The 15,612-nt window shown below is 60.9% G+C and carries 16 protein-coding genes; 10 read left to right on the top strand and 6 right to left on the bottom strand.

Annotated elements, in window-relative coordinates; all coding sequences use genetic code 11:
- Positions 1-12 precede the first annotated feature (12 nt).
- The 3 genes from NTD85_RS09340 to NTD85_RS09330 all read right to left on the bottom strand — a co-directional run bounded on the left by NTD85_RS09340 (position 13) and on the right by NTD85_RS09330 (position 3,320).
- Positions 13-957 (bottom strand): ornithine cyclodeaminase family protein, encoded by a 945-nt coding sequence (locus tag NTD85_RS09340; protein WP_262142000.1) that lies wholly within the window; start codon positions 955-957, stop codon positions 13-15.
- Between the two features lie 137 nt (positions 958-1,094).
- Entirely contained in the window at positions 1,095-2,567 is a 1,473-nt protein-coding gene (gene rhlB, locus NTD85_RS09335; RefSeq protein ID WP_003221889.1) for an ATP-dependent RNA helicase RhlB, read from the bottom strand.
- Between the two features lie 96 nt (positions 2,568-2,663).
- Entirely contained in the window at positions 2,664-3,320 is a 657-nt protein-coding gene (locus NTD85_RS09330; protein ID WP_262141999.1) for an alpha/beta hydrolase, read from the bottom strand.
- A gap of 468 nt (positions 3,321-3,788) precedes the next feature.
- On the opposite strand from NTD85_RS09330, the gene NTD85_RS09325 reads away from it, so the two are divergent.
- From NTD85_RS09325 to NTD85_RS09285, 9 genes are all read left to right on the top strand, one after another.
- Positions 3,789-4,820 (top strand): amino acid ABC transporter substrate-binding protein, encoded by a 1,032-nt coding sequence (locus NTD85_RS09325; RefSeq protein ID WP_047292688.1) that lies wholly within the window; start codon positions 3,789-3,791, stop codon positions 4,818-4,820.
- A gap of 65 nt (positions 4,821-4,885) precedes the next feature.
- Positions 4,886-6,067, top strand: coding sequence for an amino acid ABC transporter permease (locus tag NTD85_RS09320; RefSeq protein ID WP_103484922.1), 1,182 nt, complete (start codon positions 4,886-4,888; stop codon positions 6,065-6,067).
- A 10-nt stretch (positions 6,068-6,077) separates the two neighbouring features.
- Positions 6,078-7,175: an amino acid ABC transporter permease gene (locus NTD85_RS09315; RefSeq protein ID WP_003221895.1), complete on the top strand. Its 1,098-nt coding sequence runs from the start codon at positions 6,078-6,080 to the stop codon at positions 7,173-7,175.
- A 13-nt stretch (positions 7,176-7,188) separates the two neighbouring features.
- Entirely contained in the window at positions 7,189-7,953 is a 765-nt protein-coding gene (locus tag NTD85_RS09310; protein ID WP_003221897.1) for an amino acid ABC transporter ATP-binding protein, read from the top strand.
- Positions 7,954-8,089: 136 nt separating this feature from the next.
- Entirely contained in the window at positions 8,090-8,749 is a 660-nt protein-coding gene (locus NTD85_RS09305) for a FadR/GntR family transcriptional regulator (protein WP_045122305.1), read from the top strand.
- Entirely contained in the window at positions 8,739-10,025 is a 1,287-nt protein-coding gene (locus NTD85_RS09300) for a CynX/NimT family MFS transporter (protein ID WP_003221898.1), read from the top strand. Before NTD85_RS09305 ends, NTD85_RS09300 begins: the two co-directional genes overlap by 11 nt.
- Before the next feature lie 236 nt (positions 10,026-10,261).
- Positions 10,262-10,732 (top strand): nuclear transport factor 2 family protein, encoded by a 471-nt coding sequence (locus NTD85_RS09295; RefSeq protein ID WP_262141998.1) that lies wholly within the window; start codon positions 10,262-10,264, stop codon positions 10,730-10,732.
- A 39-nt stretch (positions 10,733-10,771) separates the two neighbouring features.
- On the top strand, positions 10,772-11,074 hold the full coding sequence (locus NTD85_RS09290) for a GIY-YIG nuclease family protein (protein ID WP_003221903.1): 303 nt from the start codon (positions 10,772-10,774) through the stop codon (positions 11,072-11,074).
- 84 nt (positions 11,075-11,158) lie between these two features.
- Positions 11,159-12,094: a glutathione S-transferase family protein gene (locus tag NTD85_RS09285; protein ID WP_262141997.1), complete on the top strand. Its 936-nt coding sequence runs from the start codon at positions 11,159-11,161 to the stop codon at positions 12,092-12,094.
- Positions 12,095-12,211: 117 nt separating this feature from the next.
- Here the strand turns inward: NTD85_RS09285 and NTD85_RS09280 are convergent, their stop codons facing one another.
- Positions 12,212-12,562, bottom strand: a complete 351-nt coding sequence (locus NTD85_RS09280) for a glutaredoxin family protein (protein WP_003221906.1) — start codon at positions 12,560-12,562, stop codon at positions 12,212-12,214.
- Positions 12,562-13,566, bottom strand: coding sequence for a nucleoid-associated protein YejK (gene yejK / locus NTD85_RS09275; RefSeq protein ID WP_003221908.1), 1,005 nt, complete (start codon positions 13,564-13,566; stop codon positions 12,562-12,564). Before yejK ends, NTD85_RS09280 begins: the two co-directional genes overlap by 1 nt.
- Before the next feature lie 395 nt (positions 13,567-13,961).
- On the opposite strand from yejK, the gene NTD85_RS09270 reads away from it, so the two are divergent.
- A complete protein-coding gene (locus tag NTD85_RS09270) occupies positions 13,962-14,243 on the top strand; it encodes an HU family DNA-binding protein (RefSeq protein ID WP_003221909.1) in 282 nt (93 codons plus the stop codon).
- A gap of 200 nt (positions 14,244-14,443) precedes the next feature.
- On the opposite strand, the gene rlmF is transcribed toward NTD85_RS09270, so the two are convergent.
- Positions 14,444-15,463, bottom strand: coding sequence for a 23S rRNA (adenine(1618)-N(6))-methyltransferase RlmF (rlmF, locus tag NTD85_RS09265; protein WP_103519983.1), 1,020 nt, complete (start codon positions 15,461-15,463; stop codon positions 14,444-14,446).
- Between the last annotated feature and the right edge of the window lie 149 nt (positions 15,464-15,612).

The raw sequence follows: 15,612 nt of genomic DNA, 5'->3' as shown, positions 1-15,612 counted from the left end.
GGATTTGTGGTGTTAGTTGGTCAAGTGATAAACCGCATTGGCCAGCGCAATGTCTTCCAGACCCAGGCCGATTGAACGGAAAAATACGTGACGGTCGTAACCGGGGCGCGGCACTTTCTCGCTGAGCAGGTCGGCGAGGTCGCCGACGATCAAGTCCTTGCTCCAGCCATGTTGTTCACTGGCGATCAACATTTCACCGGCCGACCCCGGCGTGGTCAGACGATAGTCGCAGAACACCTGCATGTCGCCCAGGCTCTGCGGCGGCACCTCATGGGCGCGTGGCGCGTTGGTGCTGATCGAGGTGATCAGCGCCGGTTTGGCCAACGCTGCGGGGTCGATCACTGGGCCGGCGGACGAGGTGCAGAGCATGATCACGTCCGCATCGTCGAGGGCGGTTTCGCGGCTGTCGGCAATCTTCAGCCCCGGGAAAATTTCTTTCAGCAGTGCCTGGGTGTGCGCATCCTCAGACAGGCTCGGCGAATACACGCTGATGCTCTGCCAGTCGCGCAGGCCTTTCACGTAATGCAGATGCGCCTGAGCGACCTTGCCGCTGCCGATGATCGCCAGTCGAGTGGCATTCAGCGGGGCGAGGGCATCGACCGCCACCGCCGTGGTCGCGGCGGTACGCGCGGTGGTCAGCTCGCCGGCATCGCACAACAGCAACGGCTGGCCGCTGTGCATCGACATCAGCAGCGTCCACGCCGTCACCAGTGGCCCTTGCTCGCGGACGATGTAGGGCGAGGTCTTGACCCCGTACACGCCGTCCTCGGCCAGCACCCCCAGATAATTGATGAAGTCGCCGGCGCCCTGTGGAAACTCCACCAATTGCTGCGCCGGTTGCACGGCGTGGCCGGCGGCGAGGTCGCGGAACAGCTTGCGCAGGATCTGCGGCGCGTCGATGCGCGCCAGCAGCTCGCGGGCCTGGGTGTGGTCGATCACGTAGGGTGTACTGGACATGTCAGGCTCCGCGGTCTAGATCTAAACTAATTTGTCCATTATGGACTTTTAGTTGTCTATCGCAAGCGCCTGTTGAAAACGCCGGACAAAAAAAAGCGCAGTCCGTTGCCGGCTGCGCTTTTGGCGTTACAGGTCGCTTACTGCGGCTGCGGACGCTTGCGTTCCACTGCGCGCAACAGGTGCGTCGGCGGTGTTTCGCAGCTGATCTTGCGTCCGAGCTTCTCTTCGATCGACGGCAACTGGTAGGAGTCGTCTTCGCCGGCAAAGCTGATCGACACGCCGTCAGCGCCCGCGCGACCGGTGCGGCCGATGCGGTGCACGTAGTCGTCCGGGACTTCCGGCAGGGTGAAGTTGATCACGTGGCTGATGCCGTCGATGTGGATGCCGCGACCGGCGACATCGGTGGCCACCAGCACGCGGATCTTGCCTTCGCGGAAGCCTTCCAGGGTCTTGATGCGCTTGTGCTGCGGCACGTCGCCGGACAGCTGCGCGGCGTTGATGCCGTCGCGCACCAGGCGTTCTTCGATGCGGCGCACTTCATCCTTGCGGTTGGCGAAGACGATCACGCGCTCCCAGCCGTTATCGTTGACCAGGTTGTAGAGCAGTTTGTACTTGTCAGCCGCGGCCACCGCATAGATGTGCTGCTCGACGTTTTCGTTGGCCACGTTGGTGATTTCGATTTCGACGATCGCCGGATCGGTGGTCCATTGCTTGGCCAGATTCATCACGTCTTCGGTGAAGGTCGCGGAGAACAGCAGGGTCTGGCGTTCGCTTTTCGGCGGGGTCTGGCGAATGATCTGCCGCACTTGCGGGATGAAACCCATGTCGAGCATGCGGTCGGCTTCGTCCAGCACCATCACTTCGACCATGTCCAGGTGCACGTCGCCGCGCTGGTTGAAGTCGAGCAGACGGCCGGGGGTGGCGACGAGAATGTCGCAGTGGCGCGCTTCGAGGTGCTTGAGCTGTTTGTCGAAGTCCATGCCGCCAACGAATGTCATGACGTTGAGGCCGGTGTACTTGGTCAGGTCGGCAGCGTCCTTGGCGATCTGCACCACCAGCTCACGGGTCGGCGCGATGATCAGCGCACGGGGTTCGCCCATGTAGCGTTCTTTCGGCGGTGGCGTCTGCAACAACTGAGTGATGATCGAGATCAGGAACGCGGCGGTCTTGCCGGTGCCGGTCTGCGCGCGGCCGATGGCGTCTTTGCCGGCGAGGGTGAAACCCAGCACCTGCGCCTGGATCGGCGTGCAGTATGGAAAGCCCAGATCCTGGATGGCGTGCATCAGTTCTGGCGCGAGTTTGAAATCGTGGAAGCGGGTCTTGCCTTCCTGGGGTTCGACGACGAAGTCTTCGAGTTTCCAGGGAATGACCGGTGCCTTGGGCTTCGGTTCGCGGCGCGGTCTGGCCGGTTTCGCTGCTTCGGCGCGGACCGGTTCGGCGGCGATGGCGGGTTGCGGCTCGGGCTCGGGCGTCGCTACCGGTGCCGGACGTTCAACCTTGGGCGCATCGCTGCGAGGGCCGGGGGCGTGCGACGGCGCACTGGGAACTGGCGCGAGCTGCTCAGCCTCGCTTTTACCGAACATTTTCTTGAGTGCTTCGAGCACGGTCATCTCATCAATTGGTTAAGGAATGTACGCCGGCCAGTGTAATGCAAGAAACGGGCGCGGCGTAGTGGGATGATCAAAGCGGTCCGGCAAGCGGCCGAATCAGCGCAGGCGCTCACTCAGCCAGGCGCCGATGTCGCGAATTTCTTCGGGTAACACTTCGTGCTCCATTGGGTATTCCTGCCATGTCACGGTGACACCATGTTTGTTTAAATGCTCGTAAGCACTGCGGCCCATGGCGTTCTGCACCACGTTATCGAACTGGCCGTGCAGGCACAGCGCGGGAATGCGCTGCTGACTGGCGGAAAGCTCCATCTCGTCGGTAAAGGTCGGGGCATAGGTGGAGAGGGCAAGTACGCCACCCAAAGGACCTTGCCACTTTATATAAGCGGTGTGCAGCACCACGGCGCCCCCCTGGGAAAACCCGGCGAGAAAAATCCGCGAAGCGTCTATTCCGCTGGCGCGCTCCTTTTCGATCAATTCAATGATGCGATCCGCTGACGCTTCCAACTGCTCACGGTCAATCGACCGCGCCGGGCTCATGGCCTTTATGTCGTACCAGCTCGGCATCGCGTAACCGCCATTGATGGTGACGGGCAGGGTCGGCGCTTGCGGCAAGACGAAGCGGGTCGTCAGCAGGCGTTCCTGCAGCGCTTCGGCGACCGGCAGGAAGTCATAGCGGTCAGCGCCGAGGCCGTGCAGCCAGATAACGCAGGCGTCTGCGGGCTTTACGGGTTCAAGAATCAGGGGCTCGGTCATGGCTGCTCCAAAAATGTGCGGGCGCTCTCAATAAGTGCGTGATTTGCGTGCGCGCCCGGTCGATCAGTTAACAAGATGTCGCAAGGCTACAAGTTTTGCTCTTGACCTGTCGCACAATCGCTTCAGCAAGCGGTGTGGTACGGGCTTTGCTATGGCTCTCAGCGTGCAACCGATCTCGCGTGTGGCGGTAACACTATCAGTGTACGACTTGCGACGGGATTGCAAAGAATCCGGTGATGGATGTTCGCCAATGGCCGCTACGGGCAAAGCGAACGTGGAAGGGCTACAGCCCGTTCGGCCGACTGGTGAGAAGTGAGTTGTCCATGATGTGGATTTTCTCCTACTAGACTCATAGCGAAGGTCTTACGTCGGTTGACCCCAAAAAAAGCCAACACGGGTCAACAACGCCTCAAAAGGGTGCGACTGGACTCAAGCTCCGACACAACAAGAGCAAAACTGGAGGTTTGAATGAAGATGTTGAAATCCACTCTGGCGGTCGTGACTGCTGCAGCAGTACTCGGCGTCAGCGGGTTCGCTCAGGCGGGTGCAACCCTGGATGCCGTGCAGAAGAAAGGTTTCGTGCAATGTGGCGTGAGCGACGGTCTGCCGGGTTTCTCGGTGCCGGACGCTTCGGGCAAGATCCTCGGGATCGACGCTGACGTTTGCCGCGCTGTGGCCGCTGCGGTATTCGGCGACGCCAACAAGGTCAAGTTCAGCCAGTTGAACGCCAAGGAGCGCTTCACCGCGCTGCAGTCCGGCGAAATCGACCTGCTCTCGCGCAACACCACCATGACCAGCTCGCGTGACGCCGGCATGGGCCTGAAATTCCCGGGCTTCATCACTTACTACGACGGCGTGGGCTTTCTGGCCAACAACAAGCTGGGCGTGAAGAGTGCCAAGGAACTGGACGGTGCAACCATCTGCATCCAGGCCGGTACCACCACCGAACTGAACGTGTCCGACTACTTCCGTGCCAACGGCCTGAAGTACACCCCGATCACTTTCGACACCTCCGATGAAAGCGCCAAGTCGCTGGAATCCGGTCGTTGCGACGTGCTGACCTCCGACAAGTCGCAGTTGTACGCACAGCGCAGCAAACTGGCTTCGCCAAAAGACTACGTGGTACTGCCGGAAACCATCTCCAAAGAACCGCTGGGCCCGGTCGTGCGTAATGGCGACGACGAGTGGCTGGCGATCGTTCGCTGGGTTGGCTACGCGCTGCTGAACGCTGAAGAAGCCGGCGTGACGTCGAAAAACGTATTGGAAGAAGCCAAATCCACCAAGAACCCGGACGTCGCTCGTCTGCTGGGTGCTGACGGTGAATACGGCAAGGACCTGAAACTGCCGAAGGACTGGGTTGTGAAAATCGTTTCGCAGGTCGGTAACTACGGTGAAATCTTCGAGAAAAACCTCGGCAAGAGCACTCCGCTGGAAATCGACCGTGGCCTGAACGCGCTGTGGACCAACGGCGGCATTCAGTACGCACCACCAGTGCGCTAATGGTTCTATCACCCGGCGGGCCAACCGCCGGGTGATGTTCTGTTCCATTTCTTCCGGGGCACTTCATGCAAAATTCAATCGGCGCACCAAAGCAGAGGTTCAGCCTCAGCGATCCGCGAGTGCGTGCGTGGCTGTTTCAGATCATCACCGTCGTGGCGGTGGTCGCCATGGGCTGGTATCTGTTCGACAACACCCAGACCAACCTGCAGCACCGGGGCATCACTTCCGGTTTCGGCTTTCTGGAGCGCAGTGCCGGGTTCGGCATCGCTCAACACCTGATTTCCTACACCGAAGCGGACAGCTATGCCCGGGTGTTCGTAATCGGTTTGCTCAACACCCTTCTGGTGACCGTCATCGGCGTGATCCTGGCGACCCTGCTGGGCTTCATCATCGGTGTGGCGCGGCTGTCGCCGAACTGGATCATCAGCAAACTGGCGACCGTGTATGTGGAAGTGTTCCGCAACATTCCGCCGCTGCTGCAGATCCTGTTCTGGTACTTCGCGGTGTTCCTGACCATGCCGGGACCGCGTAACAGCCATAACTTCGGCGACACCTTCTTCGTCAGCAGCCGGGGCCTGAACATGCCGGCCGCGCAAATGGCTGACGGCTTCTGGGCGTTCGTCATCAGTGTGGTGCTGGCCATCGTCGCCATCGTGCTGATGTGTCGCTGGGCCAACAAGCGTTTCGAAGACACCGGCGTACCGTTCCACAAATTCTGGACTGGCGTGGCGATCCTGCTGGTGCTCCCGACCCTGTGCGCACTGATCTTCGGCGCGCCGCTGCATTGGGAAATGCCGCAACTCAAGGGCTTCAACTTCGTCGGTGGCTGGGTGCTGATCCCGGAACTGCTCGCGTTGACCCTGGCGCTGACCGTGTACACCGCCGCGTTCATCGCGGAAATCGTCCGTTCGGGGATCAAGTCGGTCAGCCATGGCCAGACCGAAGCGGCGCGTTCGCTCGGCCTGCGCAACGGCCCGACCCTGCGCAAGGTGATCATTCCGCAAGCCCTGCGAGTGATCATTCCGCCGCTGACCAGCCAATACCTGAACCTGGCGAAGAACTCGTCGCTGGCCGCCGGTATCGGTTATCCGGAAATGGTTTCGCTGTTCGCCGGCACCGTGCTCAACCAGACCGGTCAGGCGATCGAAGTCATTGCCATCACCATGAGCGTGTACCTGGCGATCAGTATCAGCATTTCCCTGCTGATGAACTGGTACAACAAGCGCATTGCGCTGATCGAGCGGTGAGGAAACGCGCATGACAACCCATACTTTCAAACCCGACATGCCACCGCCGGCCAAAGTCTTCGGCCCGATGGCCTGGATACGCGCCAACATGTTCTCCAGCTGGCTCAACACCCTGCTGACCCTGTTCGCGTTCTACCTGATCTACCTGGTGGTCCCACCGATCCTCAGTTGGGCGATCCTCGATGCCAACTGGGTCGGCACCACCCGCGCCGACTGCACCAAGGACGGCGCCTGCTGGGTGTTCATTCAGCAGCGTTTCGGCCAGTTCATGTACGGCTACTACCCGGCGGAACTGCGCTGGCGCGTCGACCTGACCGTGTGGCTGGCGGTGATCGGCGTGGCACCACTGTTCATCAAACGCGTGGCGCACAAAGCCGTGTACGGCCTGAGCTTCCTGGTGATCTACCCGATCGTCGCCTGGTGCCTGCTGCATGGCGGCGTGTTCGGCCTCGACACCGTGGCGACCAGCCAGTGGGGCGGCCTGATGCTGACGCTGGTCATTGCCACGGTCGGTATCGCCGGCGCTTTGCCGCTGGGGATCATTCTGGCGCTGGGCCGTCGCTCGAACATGCCGGCGATTCGCGTGGTCTGCGTGACCTTCATCGAGTTCTGGCGCGGCGTGCCGTTGATCACGGTGCTGTTCATGTCCTCGGTGATGCTGCCGCTGTTCCTGCCCGAAGGCATGAACTTCGACAAGCTGCTGCGGGCGCTGATCGGCGTGATCCTGTTCCAGTCGGCCTACGTTGCCGAAGTGGTGCGCGGCGGTCTGCAAGCGATCCCCAAAGGTCAGTACGAAGCGGCTGCGGCGATGGGCCTCGGTTACTGGCGCGCGATGGGCCTGGTGATTCTGCCGCAAGCCCTGAAGCTGGTGATTCCGGGCATCGTCAACACGTTTATTGCGCTGTTCAAGGACACCAGCCTGGTGATCATCATCGGCCTGTTCGACCTGCTCAACAGCGTCAAACAAGCCGCTGCCGACCCGAAATGGCTGGGCATGGCCACCGAAGGCTACGTGTTCGCCGCCCTGGTGTTCTGGATTTTCTGTTTTGGTATGTCGCGCTATTCCATGCATCTGGAACGCAAGCTCGACACTGGCCACAAGCGTTAGGAGTTCTCGGTAAATGAGCGAAGCAATCAAAAAGCCTGTGGGCCCTGAAGGCATTATTCAGATGCAGGGCGTGAACAAGTGGTACGGCCAGTTCCACGTGCTGAAAGACATCAACCTCAACGTCAAACAGGGCGAGCGTATCGTCCTGTGCGGCCCGTCGGGTTCCGGCAAGTCGACCACCATCCGCTGCCTCAACCGTCTGGAAGAGCACCAGCAGGGGCGCATCGTCGTCGACGGCGTGGAACTGACCAACGACCTCAAGCAGATCGAAGCGATCCGCCGTGAAGTCGGCATGGTGTTCCAGCACTTCAACCTGTTTCCGCACCTGACCATCCTGCAGAACTGCACGCTGGCGCCGATGTGGGTGCGCAAGATGCCCAAGCGCAAGGCCGAGGAAATCGCCATGCATTATCTGGAGCGCGTACGCATTCCGGAGCAGGCGCATAAATTCCCGGGGCAACTGTCCGGCGGTCAGCAACAGCGCGTGGCGATTGCTCGCGCACTGTGCATGAAACCGAAAATCATGCTGTTCGACGAACCGACCTCGGCCCTCGACCCGGAGATGGTCAAAGAGGTGCTGGACACCATGATCGGCCTCGCCGAGGACGGCATGACCATGCTCTGCGTGACCCACGAAATGGGCTTCGCCCGCACCGTGGCCAACCGCGTGATCTTCATGGACAAGGGCGAAATCGTCGAGCAGGCAGCACCGAACGACTTCTTCGACAACCCGCAGAATGACCGCACCAAACTGTTCCTGAGCCAGATCCTGCATTGATCTAATTCAGGCAATGAAATAAACCCGGACCTGTTCCGGGTTTATTTTTGCCCGCGATTTGCCCCTTGTGCCGATTCGGCTGCCTGACTACCATGTCAGGAAATTCATCCTATGATTGGATGAAAGGGCGAATTTCATGACAGACATCTCACCTTTGATCAAGCGATCCCTGGTCGATCAGGCCCTGGATCAGCTGCGCCAGCGCATCACCGATGGCGTGTGGCAGGTCGGCGAACGGCTGCCGACCGAGCCGGAGCTGTGCAGCGAGTTGGGCATCAGCCGCAACACCGTGCGCGAAGCCATGCGCGTGCTGGCGTTTTCCGGGCTGATCGAAATCCGTCAGGGCGACGGCAGTTATCTGCGCGCAGTGGTCGATCCGATGGACACGCTCAAAGCGTTGTCCCGTTGCTCGCTGGAGCAGGCACGCGAAACCCGGCACATCCTTGAAGTCGAGGCGATTGGCCTGGCCGCGTTGCGCCGCACCGATGAAGACCTGCTCGCGTTGCGCGAAGCGCTCGGCACCAGCGGCAGCCACTACCACGGCGATCTCGACACTTACATTTCCTGCGATCTGGTGTTCCACCGCCGTCTGGTGGACGCCGCGCACAACCCCACCCTCAGCGAGTTGTATCGCTATTTCTCCAGCATCGTCGGCGCGCAATTGCGCCAGACGCTGAACATCGTCCCGCGCCGTCAGGAAGTGTTCGACCTGCACATCGAGTTGCTCGATGCCGTCGAACAACGCGACCCGGAGCGGGCCAAAGCCATATCGAGGCAGTTGATCAATGAACCTTGAAACCGAGAACAACCTCTCAACCCCCAAGCGCACGGCAGAACTCGAAGAGCTGCTGATCGACGCCGAGGCCGACGACGAACAGGTGCAGCAAAGCCATCCGCTGGTACGCCGCCCGTGGCTGTTGCTGCTGGGGCTGATTCTGGTGGCGCTGAACCTGCGCCCGGCGCTGTCGAGCATGGCGCCGCTGCTCAGCGAAGTGTCGAAAAGCCTTGGCCTGTCTGCTGCGCAGGCCGGTTTGCTGACCACGTTGCCGGTGCTGTGCCTGGGCCTGTTCGCACCGCTGGCGCCGATACTGGCGCGGCGTTTCGGCGCTGAACGGGTGGTGCTGGGGATTCTGCTGACCCTGGCCGCCGGCATCATTGTGCGCAGTAACTTCGGTGAGATCGGCCTGTTCGCCGGCAGTGTTCTCGGTGGCGCGAGCATCGGCATTATCGGCGTGCTGCTGCCGGGCATCGTCAAACGCGACTTCGCCAAACACGCCGGAACCATGACCGGCGTCTACACCATGGCCCTGTGCCTCGGTGCGGCAATGGCCGCGGGTTCGACTGTGCCGTTGAGCGAGCACTTCGACCACAGCTGGGCGCTGGGCCTGGGTTTCTGGGTGATCCCGGCGCTGGTGGCGGCGCTGTTCTGGCTGCCGCAGGTCGGGCAGAAACACGGCGCGCACCACGTCGCCTATCGGGTGCGTGGGCTGTTGCGCGATCCGCTGGCCTGGCAAGTGACCTTGTACATGGGCCTGCAATCGTCGCTGGCGTACATCGTGTTCGGCTGGTTGCCGTCGATCCTGATCGGCCGCGGGCTGACCCCGACCCAGGCCGGGCTGGTGCTGTCCGGCTCGGTGATCATCCAGCTCGCCAGTTCGCTGGCGGCGCCGTGGCTGGCGACCCGTGGCAAGGATCAGCGGCTGGCGATCGTGGTGGTGATGGCGCTGACCCTCGGTGGTCTGTTCGGTTGCCTGTATGCGCCGATTGAAGGGCTGTGGGGCTGGGCGATTCTGCTGGGCCTGGGGCAGGGCGGTACGTTCAGCCTGGCGCTGACTTTGATCGTGCTGCGCTCACGGGATTCGCACGTCGCGGCGAACCTGTCGAGCATGTCCCAAGGCTTCGGTTATACGCTGGCTTCGATGGGACCGTTCGCGGTCGGCGTGGTGCATGACTGGACCGGCGGCTGGAATGCGGTGGGCTGGATTTTCGGCATCATCGGCACCGGGGCGATCATTGCCGGGCTGGGTGCCGGCCGCTCGCTGTACGTGCAAGTGCAAAGCGAAAAAATCTGACACGTAGCCCTTTTTTGGGGCCAGTGATATCCCATGTGGGAGCGAGCCTGCTCGCGAAGACGGTGGTTCAGGCACAGATCATGTTGAATGTGCCGGCCTCTTCGCGAGCAAGCTCGCTCCCACAGTTTTTGCGGTGCTTTAAATCTTGCGTGGTATTCGCTGCGCGAATGCCGATAGTGTTTCTGCGATTTGCAGCTTATCGTGCTGGCAATCTGTACATTTCCTGGAGTTTGCCCATGAGCGAAGCCCACGCCGCGTTGATCACCCGCTTCTATCAGGCCTTCCAGCGCCTCGACGCCGAGGCCATGGCCGCTTGCTACACCGACGATGTGGTGTTCAGCGATCCGGCCTTCGGTGAACTGCGCGGGCGCGATGCCGGCGACATGTGGCGCATGCTCACCACCCGCGCCAAGGACTTCTCCCTGACTTTCGACAATGTCCGCGCCGACGAACGCAGTGGCGGCGCGCACTGGGTGGCGACTTACCTGTTCAGCCAGACCGGCAACGTGGTGATCAACGATATACAGGCGCGCTTCGTCTTTCGTGACGGCAAGATCTGCGAGCACCACGACCACTTCGACCTGTGGCGCTGGTCGCGGCAGGCGTTGGGTTTCAAAGGCTTGCTGCTGGGCTGGACGCCGCTGGTGCGCAACACCGTCCGTGCGCAGGCGCTGAAAGGGCTGAAGGCATTTCAGGCCGGTCGCTGATAAGATCGCGGCCTGTTTCCTACACGTCCAGATCCCGAAGTGACCAGCCTCAGCGAAAAACCACTTGATGTCGTCGAGCCAGTGAGCAAGTCCTGGTTCGTCTACCTCGTGCGCGCGGCCAACGGTTCGCTGTATTGCGGGATCAGCGACGACCCGGTGCGCCGCTTCGCCAAGCATCAGAGCGGCAAGGGCGCGCGCTTCTTCCTGTCCAGCCCGGCGATGGCGCTGGTCTACACCGAACGTTGCCGCGACAAGAGCGATGCGTTGCGTCAGGAACGCTTGATCAAGAAGCTGCGCAAGAGCGCCAAGGAATGCCTGGTCGCGTCTTATCAATCTGACTGATCGGTTCCCATCAGCCAGATCTGTAGGCTGCTATCCAAATGCACGCTAAGCTGCTGACTCACTTTTTGTGCGGCGGAGCCGAGCATGTCCGAGTTGATTCTGCATCATTACCCGACCTCTCCATTTGCCGAGAAGGCTCGTCTGCTGTTGGGCTTCAAAGGCTTGTCCTGGCGCTCGGTGCACATCTCGCCGGTGATGCCCAAGCCGGATCTGACCGCGCTGACTGGCGGCTACCGCAAGACCCCGGTGCTGCAGATCGGTGCCGATATCTATTGCGACACGTCGTTGATCGCCCGTCGTCTGGAGCAGGAAAAAGCCCTGCCGGCGTTTTTCCCTGAAGGTCAGGAAATGACCAGCGCCAGCTTCGCCGCGTGGGCCGATTCAGTGGTGTTCCAGCACGCGGTGAGTCTGGTGTTCCAGCCGGAATCGGTCGCCGTGCGTTTCGGCAAGTTGCCGCCGGAAGCGATCAAGGCCTTTATCGCTGACCGTGCCGGGCTGTTCAGTGGCGGCAGCGCCACGCGGCTGTCGGCCGAGCAGGCCAAGCATCAGTGGCCAACGCTCATGGCGCGGCTGGAGCAGCAGTTGCAGCGTGAGCAGGGCGACTTCCTGTTCGGTGAGCCGTCGATTGCCGACTTCGCTCTGGCGCATCCGCTGTGGTTCCTCAAGGCGACGCACATCACTGCGCCGTTGGTGGACGAGTATCCGGCCGTCGCTGCGTGGCTGGGGCGCGTGTTGGGCTTTGGTCATGGTGCGGCGAGTGAGATGACGGCCGAGGAAGCGCTGGAAGTCGCGCGCAGTTCGACGCCGGCGGCGCTGCCGAATGAGCAGTTTGAAGATCCGAACGGCTTCAAGGCCGGGCAGCAGGTGGCGATTGCCGCGACCGATTACGGGGTTGATCCGGTGGTGGGCGAGTTGCTGTTTGCCGGCCGCGAAGAGCTGATCCTGCGCCGCGAAGACCCGCGTGGCGGCGTGGTGCATGTGCACTTCCCGCGCTTTGGTTTCCGCATCGAAGCCCGCTGATCTCGCAAGTCAGACACAAAACCTGTGGGAGCGGGCTTGCTCGCGAATGCGGTGAATCAGTCGCGATCATTATTGACTGGCACACCGCCTTCGCGAGCAAGCCCGCTCCCACAGTTGTTATTTCAGGGCAGCGAGGATCTCGTCCGGGTCAAACCCGCGAATCAACGTGCCATTCACATCAATCAGCGGAATCCCGCGTCCACCCAGCGCTTCATACGCCTTGCGCGCCTCGGCGTCCTTCTCGATGTCGAACTCCTGGAACGCAATCCCTTTGCTGTCGAGAAAACGCTTGGTCTGCTTGCAGTAGCCGCACCAGTCGGTGGAATACAGCACGACGCTGGCGTTGGCACGAACCTGCTCCGAGACCATTTGCGACGGGTTGAACACCCGCTCGATCTTGCCCCAGTTCTGATAGACCACGACCACCAGCAGAACCAGTGCGACCTTCTTCAGCACATTACCGAGCATCAGTTGCGACGCTTGAGCTGATCAGTGAGCGAGGTCGGCAGGCCCTTGATGATCAGGGTGCCGGCCTCTTCGTCGTACTCGATCTTCGAACCCAGCAGGTGCGCTTCAAAGCTGATCGACAGGCCTTCGGCGCGGCCGGTGAAGCGGCGGAACTGGTTAAGGGTGCGTTTGTCCGCCGGAATCTCCGGCGACAGACCGTAGTCCTTGTTGCGGATGTGGTCGTAAAAGGCTTTCGGGCGTTCTTCGTCGATCAGCTCCGACAGCTCTTCGAGGCCCATCGGCTCGCCGAGCTTGGCCTGGCTGCTGGCGTAATCGACCAGGGTCTTGGTTTTTTCGCGGGCGGAGTCTTCCGGCAAGTCTTCGCTCTCGACGAAGTCACTGAAGGCTTTGAGCAGGGTGCGCGTCTCACCTGGGCCGTCGACGCCTTCCTGGCAGCCGATGAAGTCGCGGAAGTATTCCGAAACCTTCTTGCCGTTCTTGCCCTTGATGAACGAGATGTACTGCTTGGACTGCTTGTTGTTCTGCCACTCGGACACGTTGATCCGCGCCGCCAGGTGCAATTGGCCGAGGTCGAGGTGACGCGACGGGGTCACGTCCAGCTCATCGGTTACCGCCACGCCTTCACTGTGGTGCAGCAGGGCGATCGCCAGGTAGTCGGTCATGCCTTGCTGATAGTGGGCGAACAGCACGTGGCCGCCGACCGACAGGTTCGACTCTTCCATCAACTTCTGCAGATGCTCGACCGCGACTTTGCTGAACGCGGCGAAGTCCTTGCCACCGTCCATGTATTCCTTCAGCCAGCCGCTGAACGGGAACGCGCCGGATTCCGGATGGAACAGGCCCCAGGCTTTGCCCTGTTTGGCGTTGTAGCTCTCGTTGAGGTCGGCGAGCATGTTCTCGATGGCCGCGGACTCAGCCAGTTCAGAGTCACGGGCGTGCAGAACTGCGGGCGTGCCGTCGGGTTTTTTGTCGATCAGGTGGACGATGCAATGACGGATCGGCATGGGCTTCTCGGCTGGTGGAAGGGAGGAGGGCAGGCTCCCCCGAAAAAGCGCCCAGTGTACCGCAACCACTGGTTTTGGCGCGGGGTGAAGGGCAAATCCGGGGCGGGTGGCGGTCCTTATGCAGTTTTTTACCGATTTAGAGCAATAAACCTGACCAAATGGGTAGCTAGAGGCGGATATTTCCCCGTCTCTGTGCTAGTTTTGCCCGGTCTTACGCGAAGTCACTGCGTTAAGCGTGCAATCAGCATTTGTCAGGTCGAACCAAACCCTGATTTCGGCATCTATAACCCGACTCGTCGTGGTTATCGCCGAGGGTGCCAGATCCAGAAGATCGGGCTCGATGGCTGACACTGCACTCTGCAATCCATATGAATTTGATAGGGAAGGAACACTACATGGCTCTTACTAAAGACCAACTGATCGCCGACATCGCTGAAGCTATCGACGCGCCGAAAACCACCGCGCGTAACGCTCTGGACCAACTGGGCCAAATCGTTGCCGATCAGCTGGAAAACGGCGGCGAAATCACCTTGCCAGGTATCGGCAAGCTGAAAGTGACCGAGCGTCCTGCCCGCACTGGCCGTAACCCTTCGACTGGCGCTGCCATCGAAATCCCTGCCAAGAAAGTGATCAAGCTGGTTGTGGCCAAAGGCCTGACCGACGCTGTGAACAAGTAAGACGCAGCGATAAAAAAACCGTGCACCGGAGCGATCCGGGCACGGTTTTTTTGTGTCTGAGATTTGGCGATGCACCTCGAACCTTTGTAGGAGTGAGCCTGCTCGCGATAGCGGTGTGTCAGTCACCTTGATGTCGGGTGATATACCGCTTTCGTCGGAGTGCCGCCCGGAGCAAGCCCGCTCCCACAAGTAGCTCAGTGTCAGCGAACCCAGCGCTCGCGACGCCAGATCTGCTGCTCGGACTTGGTCTGGAAGGTCCACGCCACGAAGCGGCTCTGTTTCTGTCCTTGCGACATCTCCACCACCTGGCTTTCCAGCACGCCGGCCTTCTTCAGCGCGGTTTCGATGGCGGGCAGGTTCGAGGCTTTCGACACCAGGGTGCTGAACCACAGCACCTTGTGCTGGAAGTTCGCGCTCTCGGCGATCAGTTGCGTCACGAAACGCGCTTCACCGCCCTCACACCACAGTTCGGCGGACTGACCACCAAAGTTCAGCACTGGCAGCTTGCGTTTCGGATCGGCCTTGCCCAGTGCGCGCCATTTGCGCTCGCTGCCCTTGGTCGCTTCCTCCATCGAAGCGTGGAATGGCGGGTTGCACATGGTCAGGTCAAAGCGTTCGCCCGGCTCCAGCAAGCCAATCAGGATGTGCTTGCGGTTTTCCTGCTGGCGCAGCTTGATGACCTTGTTCAGGTCGTTGGACTGGACGATGGCTCGGGCGGCGGCCACGGCCGTCGGGTCGATTTCCGAACCGAGGAAGTGCCAGCGGTATTCGCTGTTGCCGATCAGCGGGTAGACGCAGTTGGCGCCCATGCCGATGTCCAGCACATTGACGATCGCGCCGCGCGGGACCTTGCCGTCGTTCATGCTCGCCAGCAGGTCAGCGAGGAAGTGCACGTAATCGGCACGGCCCGGGACCGGTGGGCACAGGTAATCTGCGGGAATGTCCCAATGCTCGATGCCGTAGAAGGACTTGAGCAGCGCCCGGTTGAACACACGCACCGCATCGGGGCTGGCGAAGTCGATGCTTTCCTTGCCGTACGGGTTGGTGATCACGAACTTCGCCAGTTCCGGCGTGGTCTTGATCAGCGCCGGGAAGTCATAGCGACCCTGATGGCGATTGCGCGGATGCAGGCTGGCCTTTTCACGCGACTCAACGGCTTTGGTCGGGGTCGCGGCATCAGGCTTCTTGCGCGCAGGTTTGGGTGTGCGGGGGGCGTTCATGGGTGTGATCGATTCGGGTATGGCTGAAAGTGGCGGGTATTGTCCCACATCTAAAGGCAACACCGTTCAAACTGTGGGAGCGGGCTTGCTCGCGAAAGCGGTGTGTCCGCCAACACATAGGTTGAATGACACACCGCATTCGCGAGCAG

This window comes from Pseudomonas sp. 13B_3.2_Bac1, from assembly GCF_025466205.1.
GTDB classification, from domain to species: domain Bacteria; phylum Pseudomonadota; class Gammaproteobacteria; order Pseudomonadales; family Pseudomonadaceae; genus Aquipseudomonas; species Aquipseudomonas fluorescens_H.
Note: the sequence above shows the minus strand (reverse complement) of the source record. Positions and strands in the feature narration are given on the sequence as shown.

What these genes read in the sequence shown, in the direction of transcription:
- NTD85_RS09340 (WP_262142000.1), bottom strand. Translation starts at nt 957, where the DNA reads ATGTCCAGTACACCCTACGTGATCGACCACACCCAGGCCCGCGAGCTG.
- rhlB (WP_003221889.1), bottom strand. Translation starts at nt 2,567, where the DNA reads ATGACCGTGCTCGAAGCACTCAAGAAAATGTTCGGTAAAAGCGAGGCT.
- NTD85_RS09330 (WP_262141999.1), bottom strand. Translation starts at nt 3,320, where the DNA reads ATGACCGAGCCCCTGATTCTTGAACCCGTAAAGCCCGCAGACGCCTGC.
- NTD85_RS09325 (WP_047292688.1), top strand. Translation starts at nt 3,789, where the DNA reads ATGAAGATGTTGAAATCCACTCTGGCGGTCGTGACTGCTGCAGCAGTA.
- NTD85_RS09320 (WP_103484922.1), top strand. Translation starts at nt 4,886, where the DNA reads ATGCAAAATTCAATCGGCGCACCAAAGCAGAGGTTCAGCCTCAGCGAT.
- NTD85_RS09315 (WP_003221895.1), top strand. Translation starts at nt 6,078, where the DNA reads ATGACAACCCATACTTTCAAACCCGACATGCCACCGCCGGCCAAAGTC.
- NTD85_RS09310 (WP_003221897.1), top strand. Translation starts at nt 7,189, where the DNA reads ATGAGCGAAGCAATCAAAAAGCCTGTGGGCCCTGAAGGCATTATTCAG.
- NTD85_RS09305 (WP_045122305.1), top strand. Translation starts at nt 8,090, where the DNA reads ATGACAGACATCTCACCTTTGATCAAGCGATCCCTGGTCGATCAGGCC.
- NTD85_RS09300 (WP_003221898.1), top strand. Translation starts at nt 8,739, where the DNA reads ATGAACCTTGAAACCGAGAACAACCTCTCAACCCCCAAGCGCACGGCA.
- NTD85_RS09295 (WP_262141998.1), top strand. Translation starts at nt 10,262, where the DNA reads ATGAGCGAAGCCCACGCCGCGTTGATCACCCGCTTCTATCAGGCCTTC.
- NTD85_RS09285 (WP_262141997.1), top strand. Translation starts at nt 11,159, where the DNA reads ATGTCCGAGTTGATTCTGCATCATTACCCGACCTCTCCATTTGCCGAG.
- NTD85_RS09280 (WP_003221906.1), bottom strand. Translation starts at nt 12,562, where the DNA reads ATGCTCGGTAATGTGCTGAAGAAGGTCGCACTGGTTCTGCTGGTGGTC.
- yejK (WP_003221908.1), bottom strand. Translation starts at nt 13,566, where the DNA reads ATGCCGATCCGTCATTGCATCGTCCACCTGATCGACAAAAAACCCGAC.
- NTD85_RS09270 (WP_003221909.1), top strand. Translation starts at nt 13,962, where the DNA reads ATGGCTCTTACTAAAGACCAACTGATCGCCGACATCGCTGAAGCTATC.
- rlmF (WP_103519983.1), bottom strand. Translation starts at nt 15,463, where the DNA reads ATGAACGCCCCCCGCACACCCAAACCTGCGCGCAAGAAGCCTGATGCC.